Annotated in this window: 22 protein-coding genes, 1 pseudogene and 1 riboswitch; of the genes and pseudogenes, 10 read left to right on the top strand and 13 right to left on the bottom strand. The window is 70.6% G+C overall.

From position 1 onward, the window contains the following. On the bottom strand, positions 1–1655 hold a 1655-nt coding region (locus BFF77_RS27410), incomplete at its 3' end, for a sensor histidine kinase (RefSeq protein ID WP_107422265.1). 332 nt (positions 1656–1987) lie between these two features. Beyond that, positions 1988–2875 (bottom strand): SIS domain-containing protein, encoded by an 888-nt coding sequence (locus BFF77_RS27415; protein ID WP_066954925.1) that lies wholly within the window; start codon positions 2873–2875, stop codon positions 1988–1990. Between the two features lie 140 nt (positions 2876–3015). Between BFF77_RS27415 and BFF77_RS27420 the strand changes: the two genes are divergently transcribed. Then, on the top strand, positions 3016–3798 hold the full coding sequence (locus BFF77_RS27420; protein WP_066954928.1) for a DeoR/GlpR family DNA-binding transcription regulator: 783 nt from the start codon (positions 3016–3018) through the stop codon (positions 3796–3798). A 181-nt stretch (positions 3799–3979) separates the two neighbouring features. Here the strand turns inward: BFF77_RS27420 and BFF77_RS27425 are convergent, their stop codons facing one another. Beyond that, positions 3980–5206 carry an MBL fold metallo-hydrolase gene (locus BFF77_RS27425; protein WP_066954931.1) on the bottom strand — a complete coding sequence of 409 codons (1227 nt, stop codon included), beginning with the start codon at positions 5204–5206 and terminating at the stop codon, positions 3980–3982. A gap of 361 nt (positions 5207–5567) precedes the next feature. On the opposite strand from BFF77_RS27425, the gene BFF77_RS35990 reads away from it, so the two are divergent. From BFF77_RS35990 to BFF77_RS27435, 3 genes are all read left to right on the top strand, one after another. Beyond that, positions 5568–5720 (top strand): hypothetical protein, encoded by a 153-nt coding sequence (locus tag BFF77_RS35990; protein ID WP_169922738.1) that lies wholly within the window; start codon positions 5568–5570, stop codon positions 5718–5720. A 28-nt stretch (positions 5721–5748) separates the two neighbouring features. Next, on the top strand, positions 5749–6387 hold the full coding sequence (locus BFF77_RS27430) for a TetR/AcrR family transcriptional regulator (RefSeq protein WP_066954934.1): 639 nt from the start codon (positions 5749–5751) through the stop codon (positions 6385–6387). A gap of 106 nt (positions 6388–6493) precedes the next feature. Continuing rightward, a complete protein-coding gene (locus tag BFF77_RS27435) occupies positions 6494–7387 on the top strand; it encodes a carbohydrate kinase family protein (protein WP_066954980.1) in 894 nt (297 codons plus the stop codon). An 84-nt stretch (positions 7388–7471) separates the two neighbouring features. Here the strand turns inward: BFF77_RS27435 and BFF77_RS27440 are convergent, their stop codons facing one another. Together BFF77_RS27440 and BFF77_RS27445 are read right to left on the bottom strand one after the other, a co-directional pair. Beyond that, a complete protein-coding gene (locus tag BFF77_RS27440; protein ID WP_066954938.1) occupies positions 7472–8482 on the bottom strand; it encodes a DUF6745 domain-containing protein in 1011 nt (336 codons plus the stop codon). Positions 8483–8605: 123 nt separating this feature from the next. Beyond that, positions 8606–8944 (bottom strand): hypothetical protein, encoded by a 339-nt coding sequence (locus BFF77_RS27445; protein WP_066954942.1) that lies wholly within the window; start codon positions 8942–8944, stop codon positions 8606–8608. Positions 8945–9119: 175 nt separating this feature from the next. Here BFF77_RS27445 and BFF77_RS27450 point away from each other — a divergent pair, with 175 nt between their 5' ends. From BFF77_RS27450 to BFF77_RS27470, 5 genes are read left to right on the top strand one after another with little or no spacing between them, the layout of a single operon-like run. Beyond that, a complete protein-coding gene (locus BFF77_RS27450; protein ID WP_066954945.1) occupies positions 9120–10064 on the top strand; it encodes an STM4015 family protein in 945 nt (314 codons plus the stop codon). A 4-nt stretch (positions 10065–10068) separates the two neighbouring features. Continuing rightward, positions 10069–11211, top strand: coding sequence for an STM4014 family protein (locus BFF77_RS27455; RefSeq protein WP_066954948.1), 1143 nt, complete (start codon positions 10069–10071; stop codon positions 11209–11211). Between the two features lie 40 nt (positions 11212–11251). Beyond that, a complete protein-coding gene (locus tag BFF77_RS27460; protein WP_169922740.1) occupies positions 11252–12064 on the top strand; it encodes an STM4013/SEN3800 family hydrolase in 813 nt (270 codons plus the stop codon). Further along, positions 12061–13446 (top strand): STM4012 family radical SAM protein, encoded by a 1386-nt coding sequence (locus tag BFF77_RS27465; protein ID WP_066954954.1) that lies wholly within the window; start codon positions 12061–12063, stop codon positions 13444–13446. The genes BFF77_RS27460 and BFF77_RS27465 overlap by 4 nt, the downstream gene beginning before the upstream one ends. Positions 13447–13451: 5 nt before the next feature. Then, entirely contained in the window at positions 13452–14429 is a 978-nt protein-coding gene (locus BFF77_RS27470) for an STM4011 family radical SAM protein (RefSeq protein ID WP_169922739.1), read from the top strand. Here BFF77_RS27470 and BFF77_RS33730 read toward each other — a convergent pair. From BFF77_RS33730 to BFF77_RS27480, 3 genes are all read right to left on the bottom strand, one after another. Continuing rightward, positions 14313–14723, bottom strand: a complete 411-nt coding sequence (locus BFF77_RS33730) for a hypothetical protein (RefSeq protein WP_141698544.1) — start codon at positions 14721–14723, stop codon at positions 14313–14315. The genes BFF77_RS27470 and BFF77_RS33730 overlap by 117 nt on opposite strands. 213 nt (positions 14724–14936) lie before the next feature. Beyond that, on the bottom strand, positions 14937–15794 hold the full coding sequence (locus BFF77_RS27475; RefSeq protein ID WP_066954957.1) for an SGNH/GDSL hydrolase family protein: 858 nt from the start codon (positions 15792–15794) through the stop codon (positions 14937–14939). Between the two features lie 250 nt (positions 15795–16044). Continuing rightward, positions 16045–17013, bottom strand: a complete 969-nt coding sequence (locus BFF77_RS27480; protein WP_066954960.1) for a M23 family metallopeptidase — start codon at positions 17011–17013, stop codon at positions 16045–16047. Positions 17014–17015: 2 nt separating this feature from the next. Next, a riboswitch (cyclic di-AMP (ydaO/yuaA leader) is annotated at positions 17016–17178 on the bottom strand. Between the two features lie 437 nt (positions 17179–17615). Here BFF77_RS27480 and BFF77_RS27485 point away from each other — a divergent pair. Beyond that, positions 17616–18413, top strand: coding sequence for a tyrosine-protein phosphatase (locus BFF77_RS27485; protein WP_066954963.1), 798 nt, complete (start codon positions 17616–17618; stop codon positions 18411–18413). Between the two features lie 120 nt (positions 18414–18533). Here the strand turns inward: BFF77_RS27485 and BFF77_RS27490 are convergent, their stop codons facing one another. The 5 genes and pseudogenes from BFF77_RS27490 to BFF77_RS27510 form a co-directional block, all read right to left on the bottom strand. Beyond that, positions 18534–18737 carry a DUF6126 family protein gene (locus BFF77_RS27490; RefSeq protein WP_066954965.1) on the bottom strand — a complete coding sequence of 68 codons (204 nt, stop codon included), beginning with the start codon at positions 18735–18737 and terminating at the stop codon, positions 18534–18536. Between the two features lie 39 nt (positions 18738–18776). Next, complete coding sequence (locus tag BFF77_RS27495) at positions 18777–19400, bottom strand: cupin domain-containing protein (RefSeq protein ID WP_066954968.1); 624 nt, start codon at positions 19398–19400, stop codon at positions 18777–18779. A 155-nt stretch (positions 19401–19555) separates the two neighbouring features. Continuing rightward, positions 19556–20947: an aspartate aminotransferase family protein gene (locus BFF77_RS27500; protein WP_066954971.1), complete on the bottom strand. Its 1392-nt coding sequence runs from the start codon at positions 20945–20947 to the stop codon at positions 19556–19558. Beyond that, a complete protein-coding gene (dxs, locus tag BFF77_RS27505) occupies positions 20944–22884 on the bottom strand; it encodes a 1-deoxy-D-xylulose-5-phosphate synthase (protein ID WP_066954974.1) in 1941 nt (646 codons plus the stop codon). The genes BFF77_RS27500 and dxs overlap by 4 nt, the downstream gene beginning before the upstream one ends. A 23-nt stretch (positions 22885–22907) precedes the next feature. Beyond that, positions 22908–23082: pseudogene (locus BFF77_RS27510) on the bottom strand (flavodoxin-dependent (E)-4-hydroxy-3-methylbut-2-enyl-diphosphate synthase); the annotation flags it as partial.

Consider the following 23082-nt stretch of genomic DNA (forward strand, 5'->3'; position numbering starts at 1 on the left):
CCGTTGAGACAGACGGCCGGCGTCACCGGGGCCACGGGACGCCTGCGGTGGCCGTGGCGGGCGCCCGGGCGCGCGGCGGCGGGCGTGGGCCGCTCGGTCTGCGCGCCGCGTACGGGCAGAGGGACGGGACCTGGGGGCGCGGAAGACGTGGGAGGCGCGGGCGGTGTGGCCGGTACGGCGGGTACGGACGGTACGGCGGGTACAGCGGCTTCGGCGGCGGGCCCGGGTGGTGCTTCGTACATCTGCGGCTGGGGCGGCGGCGACGGCGCGTGCTGTCGCGGTACGGGCACCACCGTGCTCGCGGGCGTGGGAGCCGTCATGGGCGTCGGCATCGGCCCAGGCACGGGCTCCGACGTGGGCGCGGGCGCGGATGCGGACGTCGGCGCGGGACCGTCCTGTTCCGTGTCCTCCGGGCCGAGGAGCGCCTGCGGCAGCACCAGCACCGCCTGGACGCCGCCGTAGATGTTGGACTGGAGCCGCACCGCGATTCCATGTCTGCGCGCCAGCGCCGAAACCACGAAGAGCCCGATCCGCCCGTCCTGGAGCAGATGCGCCACATTCACCTGGTCGGGACGGGCGAGCAGGGCGTTCATCTTCTGCTGCTCGCCGGGCGGCATGCCAAGGCCCCGGTCCTCCACCTCGATGGCCAGCCCGGCCGTCACCCGCTGGGCCCGCAGCAGTACGTGGGTGTGCGGGGAGGAGAACAGCGTGGCGTTCTCGACCAGTTCGGCGAGCAGATGGATCACATCGGCGACGGCGTGGCCGCGCAGGGCGCCGTCGATCGGCGGCACCAGCTTGACCCGCGGATACTGCTCCACCTCGGCGATGGCCGAGCGCAGCACCTCGGTCATGATGACCGGCCTGGTCCACTGACGCCGGGATACGGCTCCGCCGAGAACGGCGAGATTCTCGGCGTGACGGCGGATCCGGGTGGCGAGATGGTCGACGTGGAAGATGCCTTTCAGCAGCTCCGGATCCTCGACCTGGTTCTCCAGCTCATCGATGATCTGGATCTCGCGATGGACCAGCGACTGGAGCCGTCGGGCCAGATTGACGAAGACCTCGACCTTCTGTTCGTTGCCGACACTGCTGGAGAGCCTCGACGCCTGGACGACGGCGGTGACGGCCGCTTCGTGCGACCGGCCCAACTCCTCCGCCAGCATGTCGAGTTCGTCCCCGGTGGGTGGATCCGCCGAGGGCGGGGACGAGGACGGCGCACGGCGGGCGGGAAGGGGCTCGCCGCGTCTGAGCCGCTCGATGACCGCACGGAGATCGGCCTGACCGCGCACGCTGGACCGGCGCAGCGCCTCGCAGCGGTCGACGATCGACTTGGCCGTACGCTCCGCTCCCAGCGCCGCCGCGCCGATGGCGGCGAAGGCGAGCAGTGCCGTGCCGACCAGGGCCGTCCAGATCTCGGCGGTCGGTTCGGCCGCCGCCGAGCGGAGGACGACCACCACGGCGGCGGCGCCGCTCAGCGCCGCGACTATCGCCGGAAGGACGGCGGTGCGCAGAAGCTGAGGGCGCATACGGACATCGGGCGGCAGCGGCGGCGGGTTGCGTCTGGCCGACGCGGACAGCGAGCGGGCGCCCGGCCTGCCGTGGCGCCCGCCCTCACGGCGCTCCGGCCGCGCGACGGGTGCGCGAAGTTGAGACATCAGTGTCCTCGGTACGTGGGGCCCCGGGAATCGGCGTCGTGCTGGTGGTCGTAGGGGTGCTGTCGTACTGGCGTTGCGGACGGTGGAGCGGCGGCGGGACCGGCGCGTGCGGCGGGAGCCCTCCGTTGATCACCGAGCACACACGGTAGTCGCCGAACGTACATCCACGATGGACAGTTGACGAACTTGCCCACAGAGCGTCCCGCTCCGGTATGAGTTCTCGCACACCAGCACGAAATACACATTCGGCCCGGCGTGGAACGCCGGGCCGAACTCCCCATGAGGACAAATACAGATATGTGGATATGCCGAGATGACGGCCGGTCAGCGGTTCACGAGGCGGAGGGAAGGATCACCGAGCGAGTGAGATGGCGCGGGCTGTCCGGGTCGAGGCCGCGCCGGTCCGCCAGGGCGAGGGCGAGCCGCTGGATCCGTACCAGTTCGGCCAGCGGATCGAGCCGGCCCGCCACCCACAGTCCGCCGGTCGCCCGCACCTGGTCCGCCAGCCCTTCCGGAGCGGGACCGAGTGACCAGGTCGCCGTTCCGGTGGTGGTGACGCTGATCGGACCGTGGCGGTACTCCATCGCCGGATACGCCTCGGTCCAGGCGAGGGACGCCTCCCGCATCTTGAGCGCGCCCTCCTCCGCGAGCCCGACCGACCAGCCCCTGCCGAGGAAGGTGAACTGCTCGCACTCGGTGATGCCTTCGGGAAGCGGATCCCCGAGGGCCGTCTCCGCGTCCGCCACCACGGCGTCGGAGTGCAGACCGAGATGGGCCCGGAGGAGCGTGAGGGCCGTGGTGGCGAACCGCGTCTGGACGACGGACCGTTCATTGGCGAAGTCCAGTACGACCAGATCGTCGGCCGCCGAGCGCACCGGAGTGGCCGGATCCGCCGTGATCGCGGTCGTACGGGCCCTACCGCGCACCTCCGCGAGCAGCCGCAGCACCTCGGTCGTGGTACCGGAACGGGTCAGCGCGACGATCCGGTCGTAACGACGGCGGCCCGGGAACTCGGAGGCGGCGAAGGCGTCGGTCTCGCCCAGTCCCGCGTCCTCGCGGAGCGAGGCGTAGGCGCGGGCCATGAAGAGCGAGGTGCCGCAGCCGATCACGGCCGTACGCTCACCGGTCTCGGGCAGTCGCTCGCGTACGTCGTCCACCAGCGCGGCGGCCCGGCGCCAGCACTCCGGCTGTGCGGCCAGTTCCGTCTGCACATGCGTCATGCGCGTCTCCACTCCCCTGTGTCGGACTCTCTGATGTGTTCTGCATGCTAGGAGATGCTTACAAGCAGTAACAAGCAAGGACCACGCAAGATACGATCAGTAAGACCAGGGCAGTCGGGACGGGAATCGAAGGGAACGCGGTGAATCGCCACGAGCGGCACACGACCTTGCTGGAGCTGCTGACCGAACGGCATCAGCTGGAGGTCGACGCCGTCGCCGCCGAGCTCGGGGTGTCCGTGGCCACCGTCCGCCGCGATTTCGACCATCTCGCCGAACAGCGGCTGCTGACACGGACACGGGGCGGGGCGATCGCGCACTCCGTCTCGTACGACCTGCCCCTGCGGTACAAGGCGGTACGGCACGCCTCGGAGAAGGAGCGCATCGCGCGCGCGGCGGCGGCCATGGCCCGGCGCGGCATGGTGATCGGGCTGAACGGCGGCACCACGACCTCGGAGGTGGCCAGGGCCATCGCCACCCGCGCGGATCTTCAGGGCACTCCGGACGACCCCGCGATCACGATCGTCACCAACGCGCTGAACATCGCCCATGAGCTGGCGGTACGCCCTCACGTCAAGATCGTCACCACGGGCGGGGTCGCGATGCCTCAGTCGTATGAACTGGTCGGGCCGCTGGCCCGGCACGTTCTGGGCGAGATCAGTCTGGATATCGCCTTCATCGGAGTGGACGCCCTCGACGCGGAATCGGGCGCCCGCGCGCACAACGAGCACGAGGCGAGCATCAACGCGCAGTTCGCCGAGCGCGCGGAGCGGCTTGTCGTCGTCGCGGACAGCTCGAAGCTGGGTGTCCGCGCCTTCGCCCGGATCTGTCCGGTGGAGGACATCGGGACACTGATCACTGACGCGGGCGCACCGGAGCCCACCGCCCGCTTCGAGGAGCGCGGCGTGCTGGTGGTCCGCGTCTGACGGCCCGGACCACCGGCCCGGCCCGGCTGCCTGGCCCAGCTCCCTGGGCCGCCGACCCGGGCGCCGTGGCGTCGCGCACGTCGGCGGCCCGGCGGCCCGGAAGGTTACGCGCGGTGTTGCAGGCCCGGACGCCTCGCGCTGCGCCACAAGGCCCGGGCCGCCCGGACGGCGACGCGGGGCGTTACGCGGAGGGCGCCTTCTCGGCCGCCCCGCCCTTCTTTCCCGTACCCGCCACGCTGGTGGTGTCCTGTCCCGCCACCTCGGTGGGGACCACGGGCCAGCCGTCCTCGGGGACGATCGCCACGGGCCGCCACCACGGCACGGTGGGGATGTCCTCGCCGGTGGGCTCGAAGGGCTCGCCGGGGCGTGGCAGCGCGATGCCCGCGCCCGCCTCGGCAGCCGCCGCGATCGTGCCCTCACCGGGCTCCACCCAGGGGTGCGGGGCGAGATTGAACGTGCCCCAGTGGATCGGGAGCATGACGCCGCTGGGCAGGCCCCCCTGCAGATCGAGATGGGCGCGCATTCCCTCGGCCGGGGTCATGTGGATGTCCGGCCAGTAGTCGCTGTAGGCACCGATCTGGATCATGGTGGCGTCGAACGGGCCGTGCTCGGCGCCGATGTCCTGGAAACCGGAGAAGTAGCCGGTGTCCCCGCTGTGGTAGACGCGGTGCTCGGGCCCCGCCACGGCCCAGGAGGCCCAGAGCGTGTGCTGCTGATTGCGCAGGCCACGCCCGCAGAAGTGGCGCGCCGGAGTGGCGGTGAGCCGGATACCGGCGACCTCCGTGGACTCGTTCCAGTCGAGTTCGCGCAGCCGGGACGCGGGCACTCCCCAGCGCTCCAGATGGGCGCCGACACCGAGCGGAACGGCGAAGACCGTGTCCGTGCCCGCCAGGGCCTTGATCGTGGGCAGATCGAGATGGTCGTAGTGGTCGTGGGAGATCACGACGACATCGAGGGGACCGAGCGAGGAGAGCGGTACGGGGACCGGGTGCAGCCGCTTGGGGCCCACGAAACCGAACGGTGAACAACGCTCGCCCCACACGGGATCGAAGAGCACCCGCCGGCCGTCGATTTCGGCGAGCACGCTCGAATGGCCCATCCAGGTGAGCCGCAGCCCGGAGGCCGGTGGCACGGCGAGCTCCGCGAGGGTCGTGGAGTGCACCGGAATGGTGCCCGCCGGAGCCCGCCGCGCCCTCGCTTCCTTCTGGAAGTAGACCTTCGCGAACTCCAGACCCGAGCCCGAGGGTCTGGTCCTGGCACCCACCGGGTTCTGGAACACCCCGTCGGCGAAGTTGGGCGAGCGGTGGATCCGCTCGAGCCTCGCTCCTGCCGAGTCGGCCCCGAAGGCCGCGGGTCGCAGCGAGCGCAGCCGGGAGCGCAACGAAGGGGTGGAACCAGCGGCTGTCACAGCACCTCCTGGAGGTTCGGTGTCGTCCCATTATGTCTGGGCGCCTATTTCTGTGCGGGACGGACGGACCGGACCTCTCCCGCCCCACCGCACGGCCCTACAACGACGCCAGCACGCTCATGATTCCCGTACACGCTCTCGAAGTCGGCCCGTTCGGGGCGATCCCCAGCGGCCCCTGGGCGGCTCCAGGGCGATCCCGCAACGATCCCGGGGCGGTGTCCCACGGGCAGTACCACGGCCCTACCACAGGACGGGCGCTTTGACAGGGCGATCATCCGTCTCGGTACTGACTGATGATTCAGTTGCGTGTTCGATCTTCCACATTCCCCTGCCTGCCCGGGCGGAGCCGCGGACCGTCGCCATGGCCGATGTCAAGGGGACCATCGCCCGTCCGGACGGCCTGGACATCGGTCCCGCCGCGGACAAGGCATTCGGCCGTACCCGACGGGCCGTGCGCGCGCTCGGGTCGGCCGCCTTCGCCGAGCGGTACGGGGGGTACCGGTGGGCCGCATGACGGTTCCTCAGCTCGATAGGGTGACGGTGTGGCGAGAGTACGGCTGAGTGTGTCGGAACGGCGCGAGGAACTGCTCCGTGCCGCCGTCGGGCAGATCGAGGCCCGAGGCGTGGCGGCGTTGCGGATCTCCGATGTCGCCGCCGTGCTCGGTGTCAGCAGCGCGCTGGTGCTCTACCACTTCTCGACGAAGGAGAAGCTGGTCGCGGCGGCCTTCGCACATGCGGCGCGGGGCGATCTGGCCCGGCTGCGCGCGCTGCTCGGCCGCCGCGCCACCGCGCTGGAGCGGCTGCACGACGCGGTCCGCTGGTACGCGCCGACGGGTGAGGCCAAGGGCTGGCGGCTGTGGATCGAGGGATGGGCGGCGGCACTGCGCGAGCCCGCGCTGCGTGAGCCGGCCCGCGCTCTGGACCAGCAGTGGAAGGCGGCACTCGCCGAGGTCGTCGCCGAGGGAACGGCGGCGGGCGAATTCGTCTGCGCGGACCCGGTGTCGGCGGCCGGGCGGCTGACCGCCATGCTGGACGGACTGGCGGTCCAGATGACGTCGTACGCGGGTTCGCTGCCGCGCGCCACGATGCTGGAGTGGGCGGACGAGGCGCTCGCCCGCGAACTGGGCATCGACCGCGCGGTGCTCGCCAGGACCGGAGAACTCGGCAGGCCCGGACAGTAGAACGGCGGCCGCACCGGAGCCGCCGGACATCCGGTACCGGACAGGGAGACGGAAGACTGTGGCACAGCAGCAGACCGATCCGACCGATCAGCTCGGTCACGATGTGCTGGTCGTCGGGGGCAGCGGGGTGGACACCGTCGTACGGGTCGACTCGCTGCCGGTTCCGCTCGCCGATTCGGTCGGGGTCGGGCCGATCCTCGAATGGCCCGGCCACACCGGCGGCAATGTGGCCCTCGGCTGCCGGGCGCTCGGTCTGGACGTCAAGTTCCTCGACTTCGTCGGGGACGACTGGACGGGTGGTCAGATCCGTGCCCGGCTCGCGGAGGGCGGAGTCGATTTCGAGGCGCTGATCTCCCCGGCCGGCTCCCGGCGCGCGGTCAATCTCGTGGAGCGTACGGGCCGGCGGATGTCGTTCTACGACGGCCGGGACCCCGCCGATCTCCGTATGCCGCGTGACTTCTATCTGCCTCACCTCCGGCGTGCCCGCCATGTCCATCTGGCCATCACCAACTTCGCCCGCTTCCTCTATGACGACATCGAGGCGCTCGGTGTGCCCGTCTCGACCGATCTGCACGACTGGGACGGACTCTCCGACCACCACAGGGAGTTCGCCTTCCGCTCCGACCTGGTGTTCCTGAGCGCGGCGGGAGCCGGGGAGCGGATCGCCTCGGTGATGCGGGAGATCCTGCGCGAGGGCAGGGCCGAGGCCGTGATCGCGACGGCGGGCGCGGGTGGTTCGTATCTGATGAGCCGCGAGGGCAGCCGTACCCCGAGGCCCGTCCCGGCTACTCTTCCGCCCGCTCCGGTGGTGGACTCCAACGGCGCGGGAGACGCGTACGTCTGCGGTTTCCTGTACGGCCGACTGGCCGGGCTGGACCTGGAGGCCTGCGCCCGGCTCGGCGCGGTGGCGGGTGCCTACGCCTGTACGGGCGGAGGCAACGCGGCACTGATCGGCCCGGACGCGCTGAACGCCGACCGGCTCCGCCCGGCCACGAACTGAGGGAACTCCTCGGCGCACCGGGGAACACCGGGCCGAGCGGTCCAGGGCCGGCCCCTGCCCAGCCTCTGCCGCTGCGCCCGCCGTTCAGGTCTGGCGCAGCGGCTCGTACTCCTCCGCTTCGAGCCCGAACGTCCAGGCGACTCCCTGCTTCGCGGTCCTGGTCGTGGGCGGCACCCGCAGCCAGTACGTACGGCGTGTGCCGTCGGGCTCCGGCGTGGAGTTGACCACCTCGACCATCGCTATGTCCTCGTCACCCCGCAGCGATATCCGCCAGAGCACACCGCTCTCGTCGCGGTGGACGGGCTGGGCACCCGACTCGTCCAAATAGCGGTCGTAGCCGTAGTGCTCCAGCATCACACGGCGCAGCTCGGCGTTGGCCTCGTCGCGTATCCGTTCGGGAGTCAGGGACGCCAGCTCGTCGAGGAATTCGGCGGGAACGGGCATCCCGCGCCAGGCGTACAGCGCGAAGCCGTCGGGAAAGGCGAGCGCCGGGCCGTCGCCGCGGTCGAGCCGGCCCGCCTCGTCCCGGTGGAGTTCGGAGGGACGCTCGCATATCACCACGGCCCGTGCGTAGGGCCACCACCAGCCGGCGTGCCGCGCCACCTCCGCCAGTCCCTCAAGGCGTTCGCCACGGCCGTCGAAGGCCGCGAGCCAGGCCGCGTCATGCTGTCCGAGCACCGCGTCGAGCAGCACCGTACGGATCCGTGCCGCCTCGGCGGGCTCTGCGGGCTCGCCGCTGAGTGCCTCCACCACACCGGTCCTGATCCGGTCGGCGAGCATCCGGCCGGTGTCCCAGAGCCGGGCGCCGGTGGCGCTCCAGTGCTCGGCCCAGCCGGCCGGTCCCAAGGTGTCATGCACCCTACGCCGCTCCTCGGCCCAGGGGTGGGTGCGCACCTCGTCGCGCACGGACCGGCCCGCTCCGTCCAGCGACCGCACCAGCTCCACACCGGCCAGCGGTGATCCGGCCCAGATGATCCGCTCCGGCTCGGCCAGGCCCGCTTTGCGGTACGCGAGCCGCACCCCGCGCTCGGCGGCCGGCCGGTCCGACTTCCCCGTCGCCGCCGCGACGGCCCGCCACTTGTCCATGTCGCTCATGTCTGAAGCCCCGTCCCTGTCATCCCTGTCCACCGTGCCCGTGCCCGTGCCCGTGCGGCCGTCGCCGCCCTGACGCCGGCCCGCCCGTTCCGCCGAGTCCCGCCGCCATCCCGCTCAGTCCGCTCAGTCCGCGACGACGCGCACCGATCCCGGCAGGTACTCGCGCTGGCGCACCACCCGGAACCATCCCTTGGGCAGCGGTATCGCCGCGTGCTCCTCGTGCACCACCCGCCCGCCGTCCGGGAGATGGAGATACATCGGCCCGGTCATGTCGCCCGGCTCACGGATCAGCCGCCCGGGACCGGTGACCGCGTGGGCATGGCCGGTGACCTCACCGAGCGCCAGGACCAGCCGGCCCCGCGCGTCCCTGGGCTCACCGGACACCCCTGCCGCGTCCACGAGATACGACGGCACCGTCTCCAGCGCGACGGGCGCGATCAGCACGTCTCCCTGCCGGTACATGGCTCTCCCCTCCACCGGCGCCGAGTGCGCCGAAGCTGTGAAAGACGCTAGACGGGGGGTCTGACAATCGGCGGTGGCGACCGGCCGCCCGGCCCCGGGAAGGGTGTTGTCAGTGGTGCTTGGTAGAACTGCTCCACATCAGCCGATCCGCGCCACCGCTGTCTGGAGCTTCGCCATGACCATTTCGGGCCACTTGCAGGAGCTGTACGGCCTGCCCGCGTTCGCCTTCCCGGCCGCCGACGCGAAGGCGGAGCTCCCGGCCCCGGCCTCGGTGGCCTGGCGGATCGCCGTCGACGCGTTCGAGTCCGAGGAACCGTGGGGGGACGCCTTCGCCCGCTTCACCGAGGCCGTGGACACCACCGAGGTCAGGGCGTTGATCGTCGGCTCGTGGAGCGATCCCTACGAGTCGGGCCCGGATCCGGTGATCGAGGCCCTGGTGGCGGCGCGCGACCGGCTGCCCGCGCTGCGCGCGCTGTTCCTCGCCGACATCACCGGCGAGGAGTGCGAGATCTCCTGGATCATCCAAGGGCCGGTGACCCCACTGCTCGACGCCTTTCCCGACCTGCTCGAATTCGGCGTCCGCGGCGGCCAGGAGCTGCGCTTCCCGGCCGTCCGGCACGAGCGGCTGCGTTCGCTGACCATCGAGACCGGCGGTCTGAACGCCGCGGTGGTGCGGGGAGTCGGCGCCAGCGAGCTGCCCGCGCTGGAGCATCTCGATCTCTGGCTCGGTGTCAGCGAATACGGCGCGACGACCGAGGTGGCCGATCTGGCGCCGATCCTCGCCGGTTCACGCTTCCCCGGGCTGCGCCATCTCGCCCTGCGCAACAGCGAGATCCAGGACGAGATAGCGATCGCGCTGGCGGGCGCGCCGGTCGTCGCCGGTCTGGAGACCCTCGATCTCTCGATGGGGACCCTCGGTGACGTGGGCGCGGAGGCCCTGCTCTCCGGGCAGCCGCTCACCCATCTCAAGAAGCTCGATCTGCACCACCACTACATGGGCGCGGCATTGCGCGAGCGTCTTGTCACCACGCTCGGCGCGGCGGGAGTGGAGGTGGACCTCGACGAGGGCGAGGACGAGGACGACGACGAGGGTTTCCGCTACACCGCGGTCTCGGAGTGATCCGATGCCGCCCTCGCCCGCGCGTCTGGCTGTCGTCGGGAATCCCGGCAACCGCCGTCTGAGCCTGTTCCAGGACGCAGTCCGTGCGGCCGGGCTGCCCGCCGCCCGGGTGGTGCCCTGGCTCGACGTGCTGCGCGGCGGCGCCCGGTTCGGGGCCGACGAGACCGTACGGATCGACTCCCCGGGTGAGGATCCCGAGGTGGAGCGGCTGCTGCGTGGCACGGACGACCCGACGAGAGTCGAGGGAACCGCCCGTTGGTACGAGCGGTTCACGGCCGCCGCCGCGGGGCTGGGCCGGGCCGCCGCCGAGGCCGGGGCCGATCTGCTCGACGATCCGGACGAGCTGGCGGTCCTCTTCGACAAGCGCCTGTGCCACGGGCTGCTGGACACGGCGGGGATACCGGTTCCGGCGTCGCCCACCTCGGGCCCCGGCGCGCCGGCCGTCTCCGGCTGGGACGACGTACGGTCCCTGATGGGGACCGCCGGGCCGCGCCGGGCGTTCGTCAAACTCGCCCACGGGTCGTCGGCGTCCGGAGTGCTGGCCGTCGAGACGGCGGGTCCGGGACGGGTGCGCGCCACCACCTCCGTCGAGCTCGACAGCGCGGGCCGGCTGTTCAACTCACTGCGCGTGCGCCGCTACACGACCGAGCGCGAGGTGGCGGCGATCGTGGACACCCTCGCGCCCGACGGACTGCACATCGAGCAGTGGGTGCCCAAGGCGGTGCAGGACGGCCGGTCGGCCGATCTGCGGGTGGTGGTCGTCGCGGGCCGCGCCACCCACGCCGTCCTGCGGACGAGCACCTCCCCGATGACCAATCTCCATCTCGGCGGGCGCAGAGGGGATCTCGGCGCGGCCCGCGCCGCGATCGAGGCTGCCGGCGGGAGCTGGGCCACGGCGCTGGCGGTCTGCGAAGGGGCCGCCGGCTGTTTCCCGGGCACCCACTGTGTGGGCGTCGATCTGCTGCCCGCCCGGAGCTGGCGCCGGTTCGCCGTCTGCGAGGTCAACGCCTTCGGCGATCTGCTGCCCGGTCTCACGGGCCTGCCCGGCCGGGACGCCGAAGGTCTGGACACCTACGCGGCCCAGCTCGCCGCCCTGCCGGAGCGCGCGACGCGCGGAACACCGAGGAAAGACCATGCCGACACATGAGACGCGTCTGATGCCCGCGGCGACCGCCGCGGAGCCCGACATGAACGAGCTGGTCGGGCGCGACGACCTGCTGCTCGTCACCCTCGACACCCTGCGCTTCGATGTCGCCGAGGAGCTCGCCGCGGCGGGCCGCATCCCCCATCTCGCACGCCATCTGCCGGGCGGGCGCTGGGAGAAGCGGCATGCGCCCGGCAGCTTCACCTATGCCTCGCACCAGGCGATCTTCGCCGGGTTCCTGCCCACGCCCGCCGTGCCCGGCACCCATCCGCGGCTGTTCGCCGCCCGCTTCGGCGGCAGCGAGACCACGGCCGGGCGCACCTTCGTCTTCGACACACCCGACCTGGTCTCGGGCCTCGCGGCGGCCGGCTGTCACACGGTGTGCATCGGCGGTGTCGGTTTCTTCAACCGGCGAGGCGCACTCGGCTCCGTACTGCCCGGGCTCTTCCAGGAGAGCCACTGGGAGCCGGAGTTCGGCGTGACGTCGCCGACCTCCTTCGAGGCCCAGATCGCCCGCGCGGAGAAGACGATCGCCGGTCTCGACCCCGAGAAGCGGCTCTTCCTCTTCGTCAATGTGTCGGCGCTGCACCAGCCCAACTGGTTCCATCTGCCGGGCGCCACCAAGGAGTCGGGCGACTCGCGGGCCACACACGCCGCCGCTCTCGAATATGTCGACCGGCACATCGGCCGGCTCTTCGCCGCCGCGAGCAGCCGCCGTCGCTGTTTCACGATCGTCTGTTCCGACCATGGCACCACCTACGGCGACGACGGCTGGACCGGACACCGACTGGGCCACGAGGCCGTCTGGACCGTGCCGTACGCCCACTTCTTCCTGGAACACGGGGACCCCCAATGAGCACCACCGCCACCACCGCCACCACCGGCGTCGCCGCACCACGCCCGTACGGGAGTTACGTCTACGCCTATCCGCACAAAACGGCCTACCGCCGCCTGCCCGACCGCCCGGCGCTGGGCGAACTGTGGGCGGGTGAACGCAAGGACGCCCTCTCCCTCTATCTGCACATACCGTTCTGCGAGGTCCGCTGCGGCTTCTGCAATCTCTTCACCCGTATCGGCGCGCCCGACGAGCTGACGACGCGCTATCTCGATGCGCTCGACCGGCAGGCGACGGCCGTACGCGACGCACTCGCCGGGCCGGACCAGGAGGGCGCCGACGCGATACGGTTCGCCGCCGCCGCGTTCGGCGGCGGTACGCCCACCTTTCTCGACGCCGCCGAGCTGGAGCGGCTGTGCGACATCGCCGAGAAGCGGATGGGCGCCGATCTGCGGGCCGTCCCGCTGTCCGTGGAGACCTCCCCGGCCACGGCGACCGCCGACCGGCTGGCCGTGCTCGCCGAGCGCGGCGCCACCCGGCTGAGCATCGGTGTCCAGAGCTTTGTCGACGCGGAGGCGAGGGCCGCCGTACGCCCGCAGCGCCGCGCCGAGGTCGAGGCCGCGCTCGGCCGTATCCGTGAGGCCAGGATCCCGGTCCTCAACATCGATCTGATCTACGGCATCGACGGCCAGACGGAGCTCACCTGGCGTCACTCCCTGGAGGCCGCGCTCGCCTGGCGGCCCGAGGAGCTGTATCTCTATCCGCTCTACATACGGCCGCTCACCGGTCTCGGCAGGCTGGGCGCGGGCGGCGAGGCCGTCTGGGACGCGCAGCGGCTGCGGCTCTACCGGCAGGGCCGGGACCGGCTCCTCGCCGAGGGGTACGAGCAGGTGTCCATGCGGATGTTCCGCCTCCCGGCCAGCGGCACCTCCGCGCCGCCGCGAGGCGCGGACGACCACGCGTGCCAGACCGACGGCATGATCGGTCTGGGCTGCGGAGCCCGCTCGTACACCTCACGGCTCCACTACTCCTTCGACTACGCGGTCGACATGCGCGAGATACGGACCATCATCGACACCTACACGGCCACCGAGGACTTCTCCCGCGCGGAGGTCGGCTGCCTCGTCGACGAGGACGAGGCACGCCGCCGCCATCTTCTCCAGTCGCTTCTCCAGGCCCAGGGCATGGAGGTGGCCGGCTACCACGAGCGGTTCGGTTCGGTGCCGGCCGAGGACTTCCCGGCCGAGCTGGACCGGTTCGCGGAGCTCGGCTGGCTGGACACCGGCACGGATCCCGGCCTGCTGCGTCTCTCGCCCGAGGGGCTGGCGTACTCGGACGCGCTGGGCCCGGCGCTCTTCTCTCCCGCCGTACGGGCCGCGATGGCCGCGTACGAGGTGAAGTGAGCCCCGTGGACCTGACGATCCTCTACCGCGGCCCGCTCGCCTCCTGCGACTACGACTGTCCGTACTGTCCTTTCGCCAAGCGGCGGGACAGCCGCGAGCAGCTCCGCGCCGACAGGGAGGCGCTGGAGCGGTTCGCCTCCTGGGTGTCTCAGCAGCGGGACGACCGGCTGTCGGTGCTGTTCACACCGTGGGGCGAAGGGCTGGTCCGCTCCTGGTACCGGCGGACGCTCAGCGAGCTGTCGCATCTTCCGCACGTCCGGCGCGTGGCCGTCCAGACGAATCTGAGCTGCCGTACCGACTGGCTGGCCGACGCCGATCCGGCGAAGCTGGCGCTGTGGTGCACCTACCACCCCGGGCAGACGCCGTACGACCGGTTCCTCGCCAAGTGCCAGGACCTCACGGACCGCTCCGTCCGCTTCAGTGTGGGCGTCGTCGGCCTCGCCGAACATCTTGAGCACGCCCGCCGGCTGCGCGCCGAACTGCCCGCGCACATCTACCTCTGGGTCAACGCGGCCGAGGGCCACCGCTATACGGACGAGGAGGCGGCCCGCTGGACGGAGCTCGATCCTCTCTTCCCGTACAGCCGCACGCCGCACAGCTCCGCCGGGCTGCCCTGCCGGACCGGGGAGTCGGTGATCTCGGTGGACGGCGAAGGGACCGTACGGCGCTGCCACTTCGTCCGCGCCGAGCTGGGAAATCTCTACGACGGCTCCTATCGGAAGGCGCTCGCGCCCCGGGCGTGCCCGCTGGCGGTGTGCGACTGCCACATCGGCTATGTGCATCTGGAGACGCTGCCGCTGTACGACATCTTCGCGGGCGGAGTGCTGGAGCGGATCCCTCGGCTGCGGGATCCGCTCCGGGACGGATCAGTTCGGCGGGCCGCCCAGGGAGATCTGGGTGGTGTTCCGGTCGTCGTTCAGCTCGATGTTCTCGGCGCTGACCGACAGATGCGTCGCGTCGGAGAACCGCAGCCTGAGCCGTAGGTCGAACCGCCAGGTGTCGTCCCCGTTCGGATGGATGGTGACCGTCGCGGTCCCGTTGGACAGCCCCTCCTTCGTGGTCTCCGTCAGCACATCGAGGGGGTACGGACCGGCTGTCACCCCGTCCTTGAACTGGCCGAACGGCACGGAGATGGAGGCGGCCTCCACACCGTCCGGTGTCTTGACCGAGATGTTGATCCCGGTGTCGTGGTCACGATCCTCATCGGCCGTGACAAAGGTGACCGCCCCCGCCGAGAGAGTCGCACTGCCGTTCTCCGCCATCGGAACCCCCTGCACCCGCAGCACCGTGGTACGGGTCTTCCTCCGGCCGGCGCCACACCGGAGGACCCCTTCGGCTCGGTTATCGCCGCGCTCGGCACACCCCATGCGCGGGCGTCCCGCGGTCCATTCGGATGAGTGACAATCCGCCGGGGGGTGCCGGAACGGCGGCCGGGCCGGGACGCCCCTCGGCGCCCCGGCCCGGCCCAGGAACCGGATCCCGCCCCACCGTCACCGGTTCAGGGGCAGAAGGTCCGGACGCTTCGCCTCGACATGGTCCCCGGAGGACTCTCCGCGCAGCCGGCGCCCGATCCACGGCACCAGATACTCGCGCGCCCAGTTGATGTCGTCGCGCCGTACCTCGAAGGTGCCGCGCGGCGGCTGCGGCGGCCATGCCTGGTCCGGATCGGCGGGCACATCGAGCCCGAGCACCTGCGCGGCACGCAGCGCGACACGGGTGTGGCCCTCGGGTGAGAGATGCAGCCGGTCGCCGTCCCAGGCCCGCCTGTCCTGCACGGACCTGAGGGACCAGAGATCGAGCACCGGACAGTCGTAGCGATCGGCGATGGCCCGTACATGGGCGGTGTACGTGGCGATCTTGCCGCGCAGATGACGGAGCACGGGAACGCCCCGGGTGTCGAAGCCGGTCGTCACCATGACCGTGCCGACCGCCCCGGTCAGATCGGCGACGGCCCGCTCGAAGCGCTCGGCGACATCGTCGGGATCCGTGCCGGGCCGGATGATGTCATTGCCGCCCGCGCAGAAGGTCACCAGATCGGGGGCGAGTTCCTTGGCCCGGGGAATCTGCTCGGAGACGATCTGATCGAGCAGCCGGCCGCGTACGGCGAGATTCGCGTACCGGAAATCCCCGTGCACGGTGTCCGCCGGGCCGGCCGGGACGGCCTCGCCGGTGAGCGGATCGATGAGTTGGTCAGCCAGTCGATCGGCGAGCAGAACCGCGAGCCGGTCCGCCCAGCCGACATACCTTCCATCGGGTCCGGGATCGCCCACGCCCTCCGTGAAGCTGTCACCGATCGCCGTGTACGACCCGAATACGCCTCTTCTTCTTGATCTCGAATCGTCTGCCACAACACCACATCTTTCACCCGCAGATGTGACCTACGCGACCGTAAGGAAGCGTTGACCTGGGGTGAGATACACCATCGGTCAATTTTCAGCCAAGCGGGAATATGCCCAACGCCCTCCGCCCGACACGGAAGTACCGACGCCGGACGGAGAGCGGAGAAAGGACGATGCCATGCCTGGGGCGTGTTGTCGGCCGAGCGGGACTTTCTCGGCACGCCCCATGGCGTGTCCGCGTCCGCGGCACCGATCCGCCTCAGATGTTGACACCCTGATCGCGGAGATACGCCAGCGGGTCGATGTCCGAGCCGTACTCCGGCCCGGTACGGATCTCGAAGTGCAGATGCGGTCCGGTGACATTGCCGGTGGCGCCGGAGAGACCGATCTGCTGGCCCTCGCTGACGGTGTCGCCCTCGGAGACGGATATCGAGGACAGATGGGCGTACTGCGAGTAGTGGCCGTCGCTGTGCTCGATGACGATCTGGTTGCCGTACGAACCGCCCCAGCCCGCCGTCACGACCGTGCCCGCGCCGACCGCCTTCACCTCGGTGCCCGTGTCCACCAGGAAGTCCACACCGGTGTGGTAGCCGCTGGCCCAACTGCTGCCCGAGGCATGGTACGGAGTGCCGATCTGCGGGTCGTCGACGGGCGTCGTGAAGGCGGAACCGCTGCTCTGCTCCGGCGTGTCGGCGGGCGCGGACGTCGAACCGTCGTCGTTGCCCGCGGGCGTGGCGGTGGACGGATCCGAGGCACCGCTGTCGGAGGACTTGGACGGCTCGGACGGCTTCGCCGGGCGGGGGTGGTGGTCTCCACCGCGCGTCTTGATGGTCAGCTTCAGCCCGGGGTGGATCAGCGACGGGTTCGGGCCGACGGCCTCGCGGTTGTCCGCGTACAGTCTGTGCCAGCCACCATGGACATGCTGCTTCTTGGCGATCTTCGACAGGGAGTCGCCCGCGACCACGGTGTAGATCCGGGTCTTGGTGGCGCCCTTCCTGGCGCCGGTCTTCTTCGCGCCGGCGTGCTCCACGACGGTCTGCTCCACGCCGAGTTGTTGCCGGGAGACGGCCTCGGGCGCGGTGGCGGGTGCGGCCTTCACGGCGGCGTGCGCGCCGGTGGCGCCGATGAGCGGAAGTGCGATGGCGGCTCCGCCGGTACCGGCGGCTATGAATCCGCGCGATACCGGGTTGTTGGCCTTGGGACGGCGGTGCTTACCCTTCGCGGGCATGGCGAATTCCTCTCCGGCGCCTGCGAGGTGAGCTGTCGGGTTCGGACGGGAGATGCCCGGTCGCGCTTGTCGCACGACTTCACCCCGAGCCGTTCCGGAGTTTCCGGAACGGCGTACTACCTGGGTCCCCCGCTCCTGCCACGCATTGCTGGACGATACGAATTCCGGGCGGCGGCAGGATTCGGCGGTCCGTCCGGATTGAGGGTGAACGTAGGCGAGTGGGGCGAGCGGAACAAGCGATCCTTTTCCACCGACAAGACGCACTCGCATTTAACCCGGCTTTACCGGTCACCCTGAGTGGACAACGGCCTTCGAACTCCGCGTCGGACAAGGAATTCGAATACATGCCATCACCACGGAACGTCACGGATATGATCCTGGTCACGGAGCGGAGCCCATCTCATCCGCGACCGGGGCAGGATATGAGGAATCACCCAATACGGACAGATGCCCATTTGGGCGATATCCATCCGCGAATAATGTCCGAATACTCCCCTTGGATTCTCGACAGCCGAACTGATTGCCACACGAACAGATGTCGTAGTGTCAGAGGTCGACAGCGTCGGCGAGCCGCGCCGACGGCAGACACGGAGGAGCAGGCCGTGACGCAGCAGGTCCCGTCGACAGAGCCCGAGCTGGCCGGCGTGCGCAACTTCCGTGATGTCGGAGGACTGCCCACCACGGACGGCAGGCAGGTCCGCCTGGGCAGACTCTTCCGCAGCGGCCATCTCGCCAGTGCCACCGCGGCCGACGCGGCCTTCCTCTCGTCCCTCGGGCTGCACACGATCTTCGACTTCCGCAATGCCGCCGATCTGAAGCTCGACGGCGCGGACGTCGAGCTGCCCGGCGTACGCAATGTCAACATTCCGCTCACCGACCCGGCCGACGGCGCGGAGTTCTGGCGGATGGTCAGGGACGGCGATCTGGACCAGCTCCGCTCGCTCCTCGCGGACGGCAAGGCCGCGGCGCGGATGACCGACTCGTACCGCTCGATCATCAAGGACCGTACCGCCGAGCACAGCCGTGTCCTGCACGCTCTCGCCGAGGACAGCATGCCGGCGCTCATGCACTGCGCGGCGGGCAAGGACCGGGCCGGACTCTCGATCGCGGTGGCCCTGCTCGCGGTCGGGGTGGAGCCCGAGGCGATCGAGGCGGACTATCTGAAGTCGAACGACCCGCACCGCCGCTATCCGGTCCGGCGCAGCGACAGCTCGCCCGCCGGAACGGCCACCGAGGTGATGGACCTGCTCAGCCCGCTCTTCGACGCGCGCGCCGAGTATCTCGCGGCGGCCTTCGAGACCATCGAGAAGACCTGGGGCACCACCGACACCTATCTGGCCGAGGGGCTGCGGCTCACGCCCGAGACCCGTGAGCGGCTGCGCGCCCGTCTCCTCGACTGAGGGCTGTCCGGTCGGGCGTGTCGCGGAAGTCCCGGCTGCCGAGGCGATCCTCCCGTGCCCGATCCCGGTGTTCACGGCCGTGGTGCGGTCGGGGCCTGTCCCGACCGCACCCGTCGGCCGCTACTGCTGTGCGCCGATGTGGAAGAGCAGATAGAGGAAGCCGGCGAAGAGATGCCCGGCCACCAGATAGGCGAAGAGCCGGATAACCAGCCCGCGGGGGAACGATGTCTCGTGGTCGGCGGTGCGCTCCGGCGGCCGGTCCTCCGGTCCTGCCGGGACCTGTATCCGGTTCTCGGACTCCGACGGCTCCAACGGCTCCGGCATGGTGACGGTCCTCTCAACACGGTTCGGTGGTCTGTCGGCTCAGTCGCGATGAGCCCCGCCGCCGAGGCACAGCTCGGTCGCGGGGCTCTGGAGCAGGGTGTGGACGAAGAGCAGCTCGGTCCCCTCGGGGCCGGCCGCCGCGATCCGGTGCGGGGTGAGCGAGTCGAAGTGCGCGCTGTCGCCCGGGTCGAGCACATGCACGGCGTCCCCGAGGCTCAGCCGCAGCCGGCCTTCCAGGACATGGATCCACTCCTCCCCGGCGTGCACACGGACGAGGTCGCCCTGCGCCCCGTACGGCACCCGGACCCGCAGCGGCTGCATGGCGCGGCCCGAGCCGCCCGCCTGGTGGTACGTCCAGCCGCCGGCCTCGACCGGCTCCGCCCGGCCGGCCCGGACGATGGGATCGCGCTCCGGCGGTACCTCCCCGAGCAGATCGGAGACGGTCGTACCGTAGATCCGGGCCAGAGCGAGCAGCAGGGGCAGGGACGGCTGCCGCTGCCCGGTCTCCAGCCGGGAGAGATGGGCCGGTGAGAGCCCGGCCCGCTGGGCCGCGGCCTCCAGTGTGAGCCGGCGGCCACGCCGCAGCTCACGCAGGCGCGGCGCCACATCGGGGAAGCCGTCGGGCAGCTCGTCGGCCGTCTCTCCGGCAGGAGGTGTGCTCATGTCTCCATTGCGCCAGGAACTTTCCTCTGGGGCAAATTTTTTGCCCCAGAGGCAAAGATTCCACACGGCCCGCGCCCACCGACCACGGTCCGCGGTCCATCGACCGCCAACCGCCAACCGCCGACCACCGACCGCGGGCGCGGCGCCGGGAACACCTACCGGTTGGCGACGGCCTGCTTCACCAGCGTTCTGCCGAAGTCCCACATCAGTCCGCCGCCGCCATGGGCATCGTCCATGACCGCCGTGAAGGCCTCCACGAACCGCTCGACCTCCCGCTCGCCGATGGTCAGCGGCGGAATCAGCTTGATCACTTCCAGGTGGTCGCCGGAGACCTGGGTGAGGATACGGTGCTTCTGGAGCAGCGGTACGACCACCATCTGCGCGAACAAACCCTTGCGCGCCGCCTGGAGCATCGTCCACCGGCCGCGCAGCTTGATGGAGCTGGGCCTGCCGAACTCGATGCCGATCATCAGCCCCCGGCCCCGCACCTCGTACAGCAGCTCGTAGCGGTCGACCAGCGCGGCCAGCCGTGATCTGAGCAGATCCCCGGTGGCCCGGGCGTTGGCGACGATCCCCTCGTCCTCCATCACCGACAGCACGGCCAGACCGGCGGCCATGGCCTGGGCGTTGGAGCCGAAGCTCGCCGAGTGGACCAGCACGCGGTCCATCGAGGAGTAGACCTTCTTGAAGATCCAGTCCTTGCCGAGGGTGGCGCCGACGGGCACGTATCCGCCGGAGAGCGCCTTCGCCACACAGACGAGATCCGGCTCGACGCCCTCCTCGTGCTGGTAGGCGTAGAAGTCGCCGGTCCTGCCGAGTCCCGTCTGCACCTCGTCGGCGATGAGCAGTGCCTTGTGCCGGCGCAGCAGTTCCTGTGCGGCACGCAGAAATCCGGGGGGTGCCGCGTGGACGCCCTTGCCCTGGATCGGCTCGACCACGAAGCCGGCCACATCGCCGCGCCTCAACTCCCGCTCCAGCGCGTCGAGATCACCGAGCTCAATCGCGGTGTCGGGCAGCAGCGGCGCGAATCCGTCCCGGAAGCCGTCCTCGCCGTTGACCGACAGCGACCCGGTGGTCAGTCCGTGGAAGGCGTGCGAGCAGTAGAGGATCCGGGGCTTCCCGGTCACGTACCGGGCGAACTTCAGGGCCGTCTCGACCGCTTCCGTACCGCTGTTGCCGAAGAACACCCGGTCCAGATGCGGGCTGTGGGCGAGCAGCTTCTCGGCGAGCAGTCCGGGCAGCGGCTGGCAGTCGAACCGGGTGAGATCGGCGAGCGAGGCGTCGAGCACATCGTGCAGCGCCTTGCGTACGACGGGATGGTGCCGGCCGAGCCCCATCACCCCGAACCCCGCGAGCATGTCCAGATAGTCGTTGCCGTCCGCGTCCCAGAAGTAGGCGCCCTCGGCCCGCTCGTACACCCGGTCGAACCCGATGGTGTGCAGCATGCGCGGGAGCTGGTGGTTGAGGTGCTTGGTGTGCAGCTCATAGCGCTCGGCGCCGCGCTCGGCGAGCAGTCGCGGCAGGTCGAAGCCCTTGGGCTCGGTCATTCCTCGTTCTCCTTGGGTGCTCGGACGGATCCCGCGCCCTCCCGCGCGGCTCCCGCGCCCTGTCGTGGCAGTGCGGGGGCGAGTGCGGCACTGATCCGTCCCGCGATCTCCACCGGTGTCAGGCCGATGTCGGCGAGCACCTCACTCCGTTTGGCGTGGGCCAGGAATTGCTCGGGGATGCCGTAGGTCCGCAGGGGTACGTCCACGCCCGCGTCCCGCAGGGCCTGGCCGACGGCCGAACCCACGCCGCCGCTGCGGCTGTTGTCCTCGACGACCGCGACGAGCCGGTGCCGCTCCGCCAGCGGCGCGAGCTGCTCGTCGACGGGTTTGACCCAGCGCGGATCGACCACGGTGCAGCCGATACCGCGCCCGGCGAGCAGCTCCGCCGTCCGCAGACAGACGGACGCGAGGGCGCCCACGGACACCAGCAGTACGTCGGTGTCCTCGGCGCCGCGCAGTACGTCCATCCCGCCGAGGCGTCCGACGGCCGGAACGGCCGGGCCCGCCGACTCCTTGGGAAAGCGCACCACGGTCGGCGCGTCGTCCACGGCGACGGCCTCCCGGAGCTGTGCGCGCAGCTGTTCGGCGTCGCGCGGCGCGGCGATCCGCAGTCCGGGCACGCACTGGAGGATGGACATGTCCCACATCCCGTTGTGGGAGGGCCCGTCGGCTCCGGTGACACCGGCCCGGTCGAGTACGAAGGTGACCGCGCACCGGTGCAGTGCGACATCCATCAGCAACTGGTCGAAGGCGCGGTTGAGGAAGGTCGCGTAGACGGCGACGACCGGATGGAGCCCGCCGGTGGCGAGCCCGGCGGCGGAGACGGCCGCGTGCTGTTCGGCGATGCCCACGTCCCAGACCCGGTCGGGGAAGCGCTCGGCGAACTTCGTGAGCCCGACCGGGTGCAGCATGGCCGCGGTGACGGCGACGACATCCGGCCGTTCCTCCCCGATCGCGGCGATCTCGTCGCGGAACACCGAGGTCCAGGAGGGTCCGCCGGACGGTACGAGCGGCTCGCAGGTCCGCGGATCCATCGCGCCGACCGTGTGGAAACGGTCGGCCTCGTCCTCCAGCGCGGGCGGATAGCCTCGGCCCTTCTCCGTCAGGCAGTGCACCAGTACGGGCCCGTGGAAGCGCTTCGCCCGGGTGAGGGCGGACTCCACGGCGGCGACGTCGTGTCCGTCTATCGGTCCGACGTACTTCAGCCCGAGATCCTCGAACATGCCCTGCGGCGCGAAGGCGTCCTTGAATCCCTTCTTCGCGCCGTGCAGCGAGTCGTAGAGCGGCCGGCCGACGACCGGCGTGTTCTGGAGCACCTCCTTGCCCCAGGCCAGGAACCTCTCGTAGCCGTCGGTGGTCCGGAGCGTGGCGAGATGGTCGGCGAGGCCGCCGATGGTCGGGCCGTAGGAGCGCGCGTTGTCGTTGACCACGATGATCAGCGGACGGTCCTTGGCAGCGGCGATGTTGTTGAGCGCCTCCCAGGCCATTCCGCCGGTGAGGGCGCCGTCGCCGATGACCGCGACGACATGTTCGTCGCGGCCCAGTACGTCACGGGCCTTGGCCAGTCCGTCGGCCCAGCCGAGCACGGTGGAGGCGTGGGAATTCTCGATGACGTCGTGCTCCGACTCCTCACGGGAGGGATAGCCGGAAAGGCCGCCTTTTCCCCGCAGTTTGGAGAAATCCTTTCTGCCGGTGAGGAGTTTATGGACGTAACTCTGATGTCCGGTGTCCCACAGAATACGGTCGACGGGTGAGTCGAAGGCCCGGTGCAGGGCGATGGTCAGCTCCACCACCCCGAGGTTGGGCCCGAGATGACCACCGGTTCTGGCCACCGCCTCGACCAGGAATTCTCTGATTTCCTCGGCGAGTTCGCCGAGTTCGCTTGTCGTCAGCGCCTTCAGATCGCGCGGCCCCCGGATGTTGTCCAGGACTGACATCTCGGGCCCCCTCTCGGATTCGTTCAGCTCACAGTGACGGCGGGAGCCCCCGAGGGCACCCCAGCATCCTCCATCTGCTCGGCGATCTTCATCGCCTCTTCGATCAGCGTCTCCACGATCTTCGACTCGGGCACCGTCTTGATCACCTCGCCCTTCACGAAGATCTGACCCTTGCCGTTACCCGACGCCACACCCAGA

The organism is Streptomyces lushanensis (assembly GCF_001700515.1).
GTDB lineage: Bacteria > Actinomycetota > Actinomycetes > Streptomycetales > Streptomycetaceae > Streptomyces > Streptomyces lushanensis.

Coding starts and splice junctions, on each gene's coding strand:
- BFF77_RS27415 (WP_066954925.1), bottom strand. CDS start 2,875: ATGACGCATGTGCAGACGGAACTGGCCGCACAGCCGGAGTGCTGGCGC.
- BFF77_RS35990 (WP_169922738.1), top strand. CDS start 5,568: ATGGCCGATGTCAAGGGGACCATCGCCCGTCCGGACGGCCTGGACATC.
- BFF77_RS27440 (WP_066954938.1), bottom strand. CDS start 8,482: ATGAGCGACATGGACAAGTGGCGGGCCGTCGCGGCGGCGACGGGGAAG.
- BFF77_RS27445 (WP_066954942.1), bottom strand. CDS start 8,944: ATGTACCGGCAGGGAGACGTGCTGATCGCGCCCGTCGCGCTGGAGACG.
- BFF77_RS27450 (WP_066954945.1), top strand. CDS start 9,120: ATGACCATTTCGGGCCACTTGCAGGAGCTGTACGGCCTGCCCGCGTTC.
- BFF77_RS27455 (WP_066954948.1), top strand. CDS start 10,069: ATGCCGCCCTCGCCCGCGCGTCTGGCTGTCGTCGGGAATCCCGGCAAC.
- BFF77_RS27460 (WP_169922740.1), top strand. CDS start 11,252: ATGAACGAGCTGGTCGGGCGCGACGACCTGCTGCTCGTCACCCTCGAC.
- BFF77_RS27465 (WP_066954954.1), top strand. CDS start 12,061: ATGAGCACCACCGCCACCACCGCCACCACCGGCGTCGCCGCACCACGC.
- BFF77_RS27480 (WP_066954960.1), bottom strand. CDS start 17,013: ATGCCCGCGAAGGGTAAGCACCGCCGTCCCAAGGCCAACAACCCGGTA.
- BFF77_RS27490 (WP_066954965.1), bottom strand. CDS start 18,737: ATGCCGGAGCCGTTGGAGCCGTCGGAGTCCGAGAACCGGATACAGGTC.
- BFF77_RS27495 (WP_066954968.1), bottom strand. CDS start 19,400: ATGAGCACACCTCCTGCCGGAGAGACGGCCGACGAGCTGCCCGACGGC.
- BFF77_RS27500 (WP_066954971.1), bottom strand. CDS start 20,947: ATGACCGAGCCCAAGGGCTTCGACCTGCCGCGACTGCTCGCCGAGCGC.
- dxs (WP_066954974.1), bottom strand. CDS start 22,884: ATGTCAGTCCTGGACAACATCCGGGGGCCGCGCGATCTGAAGGCGCTG.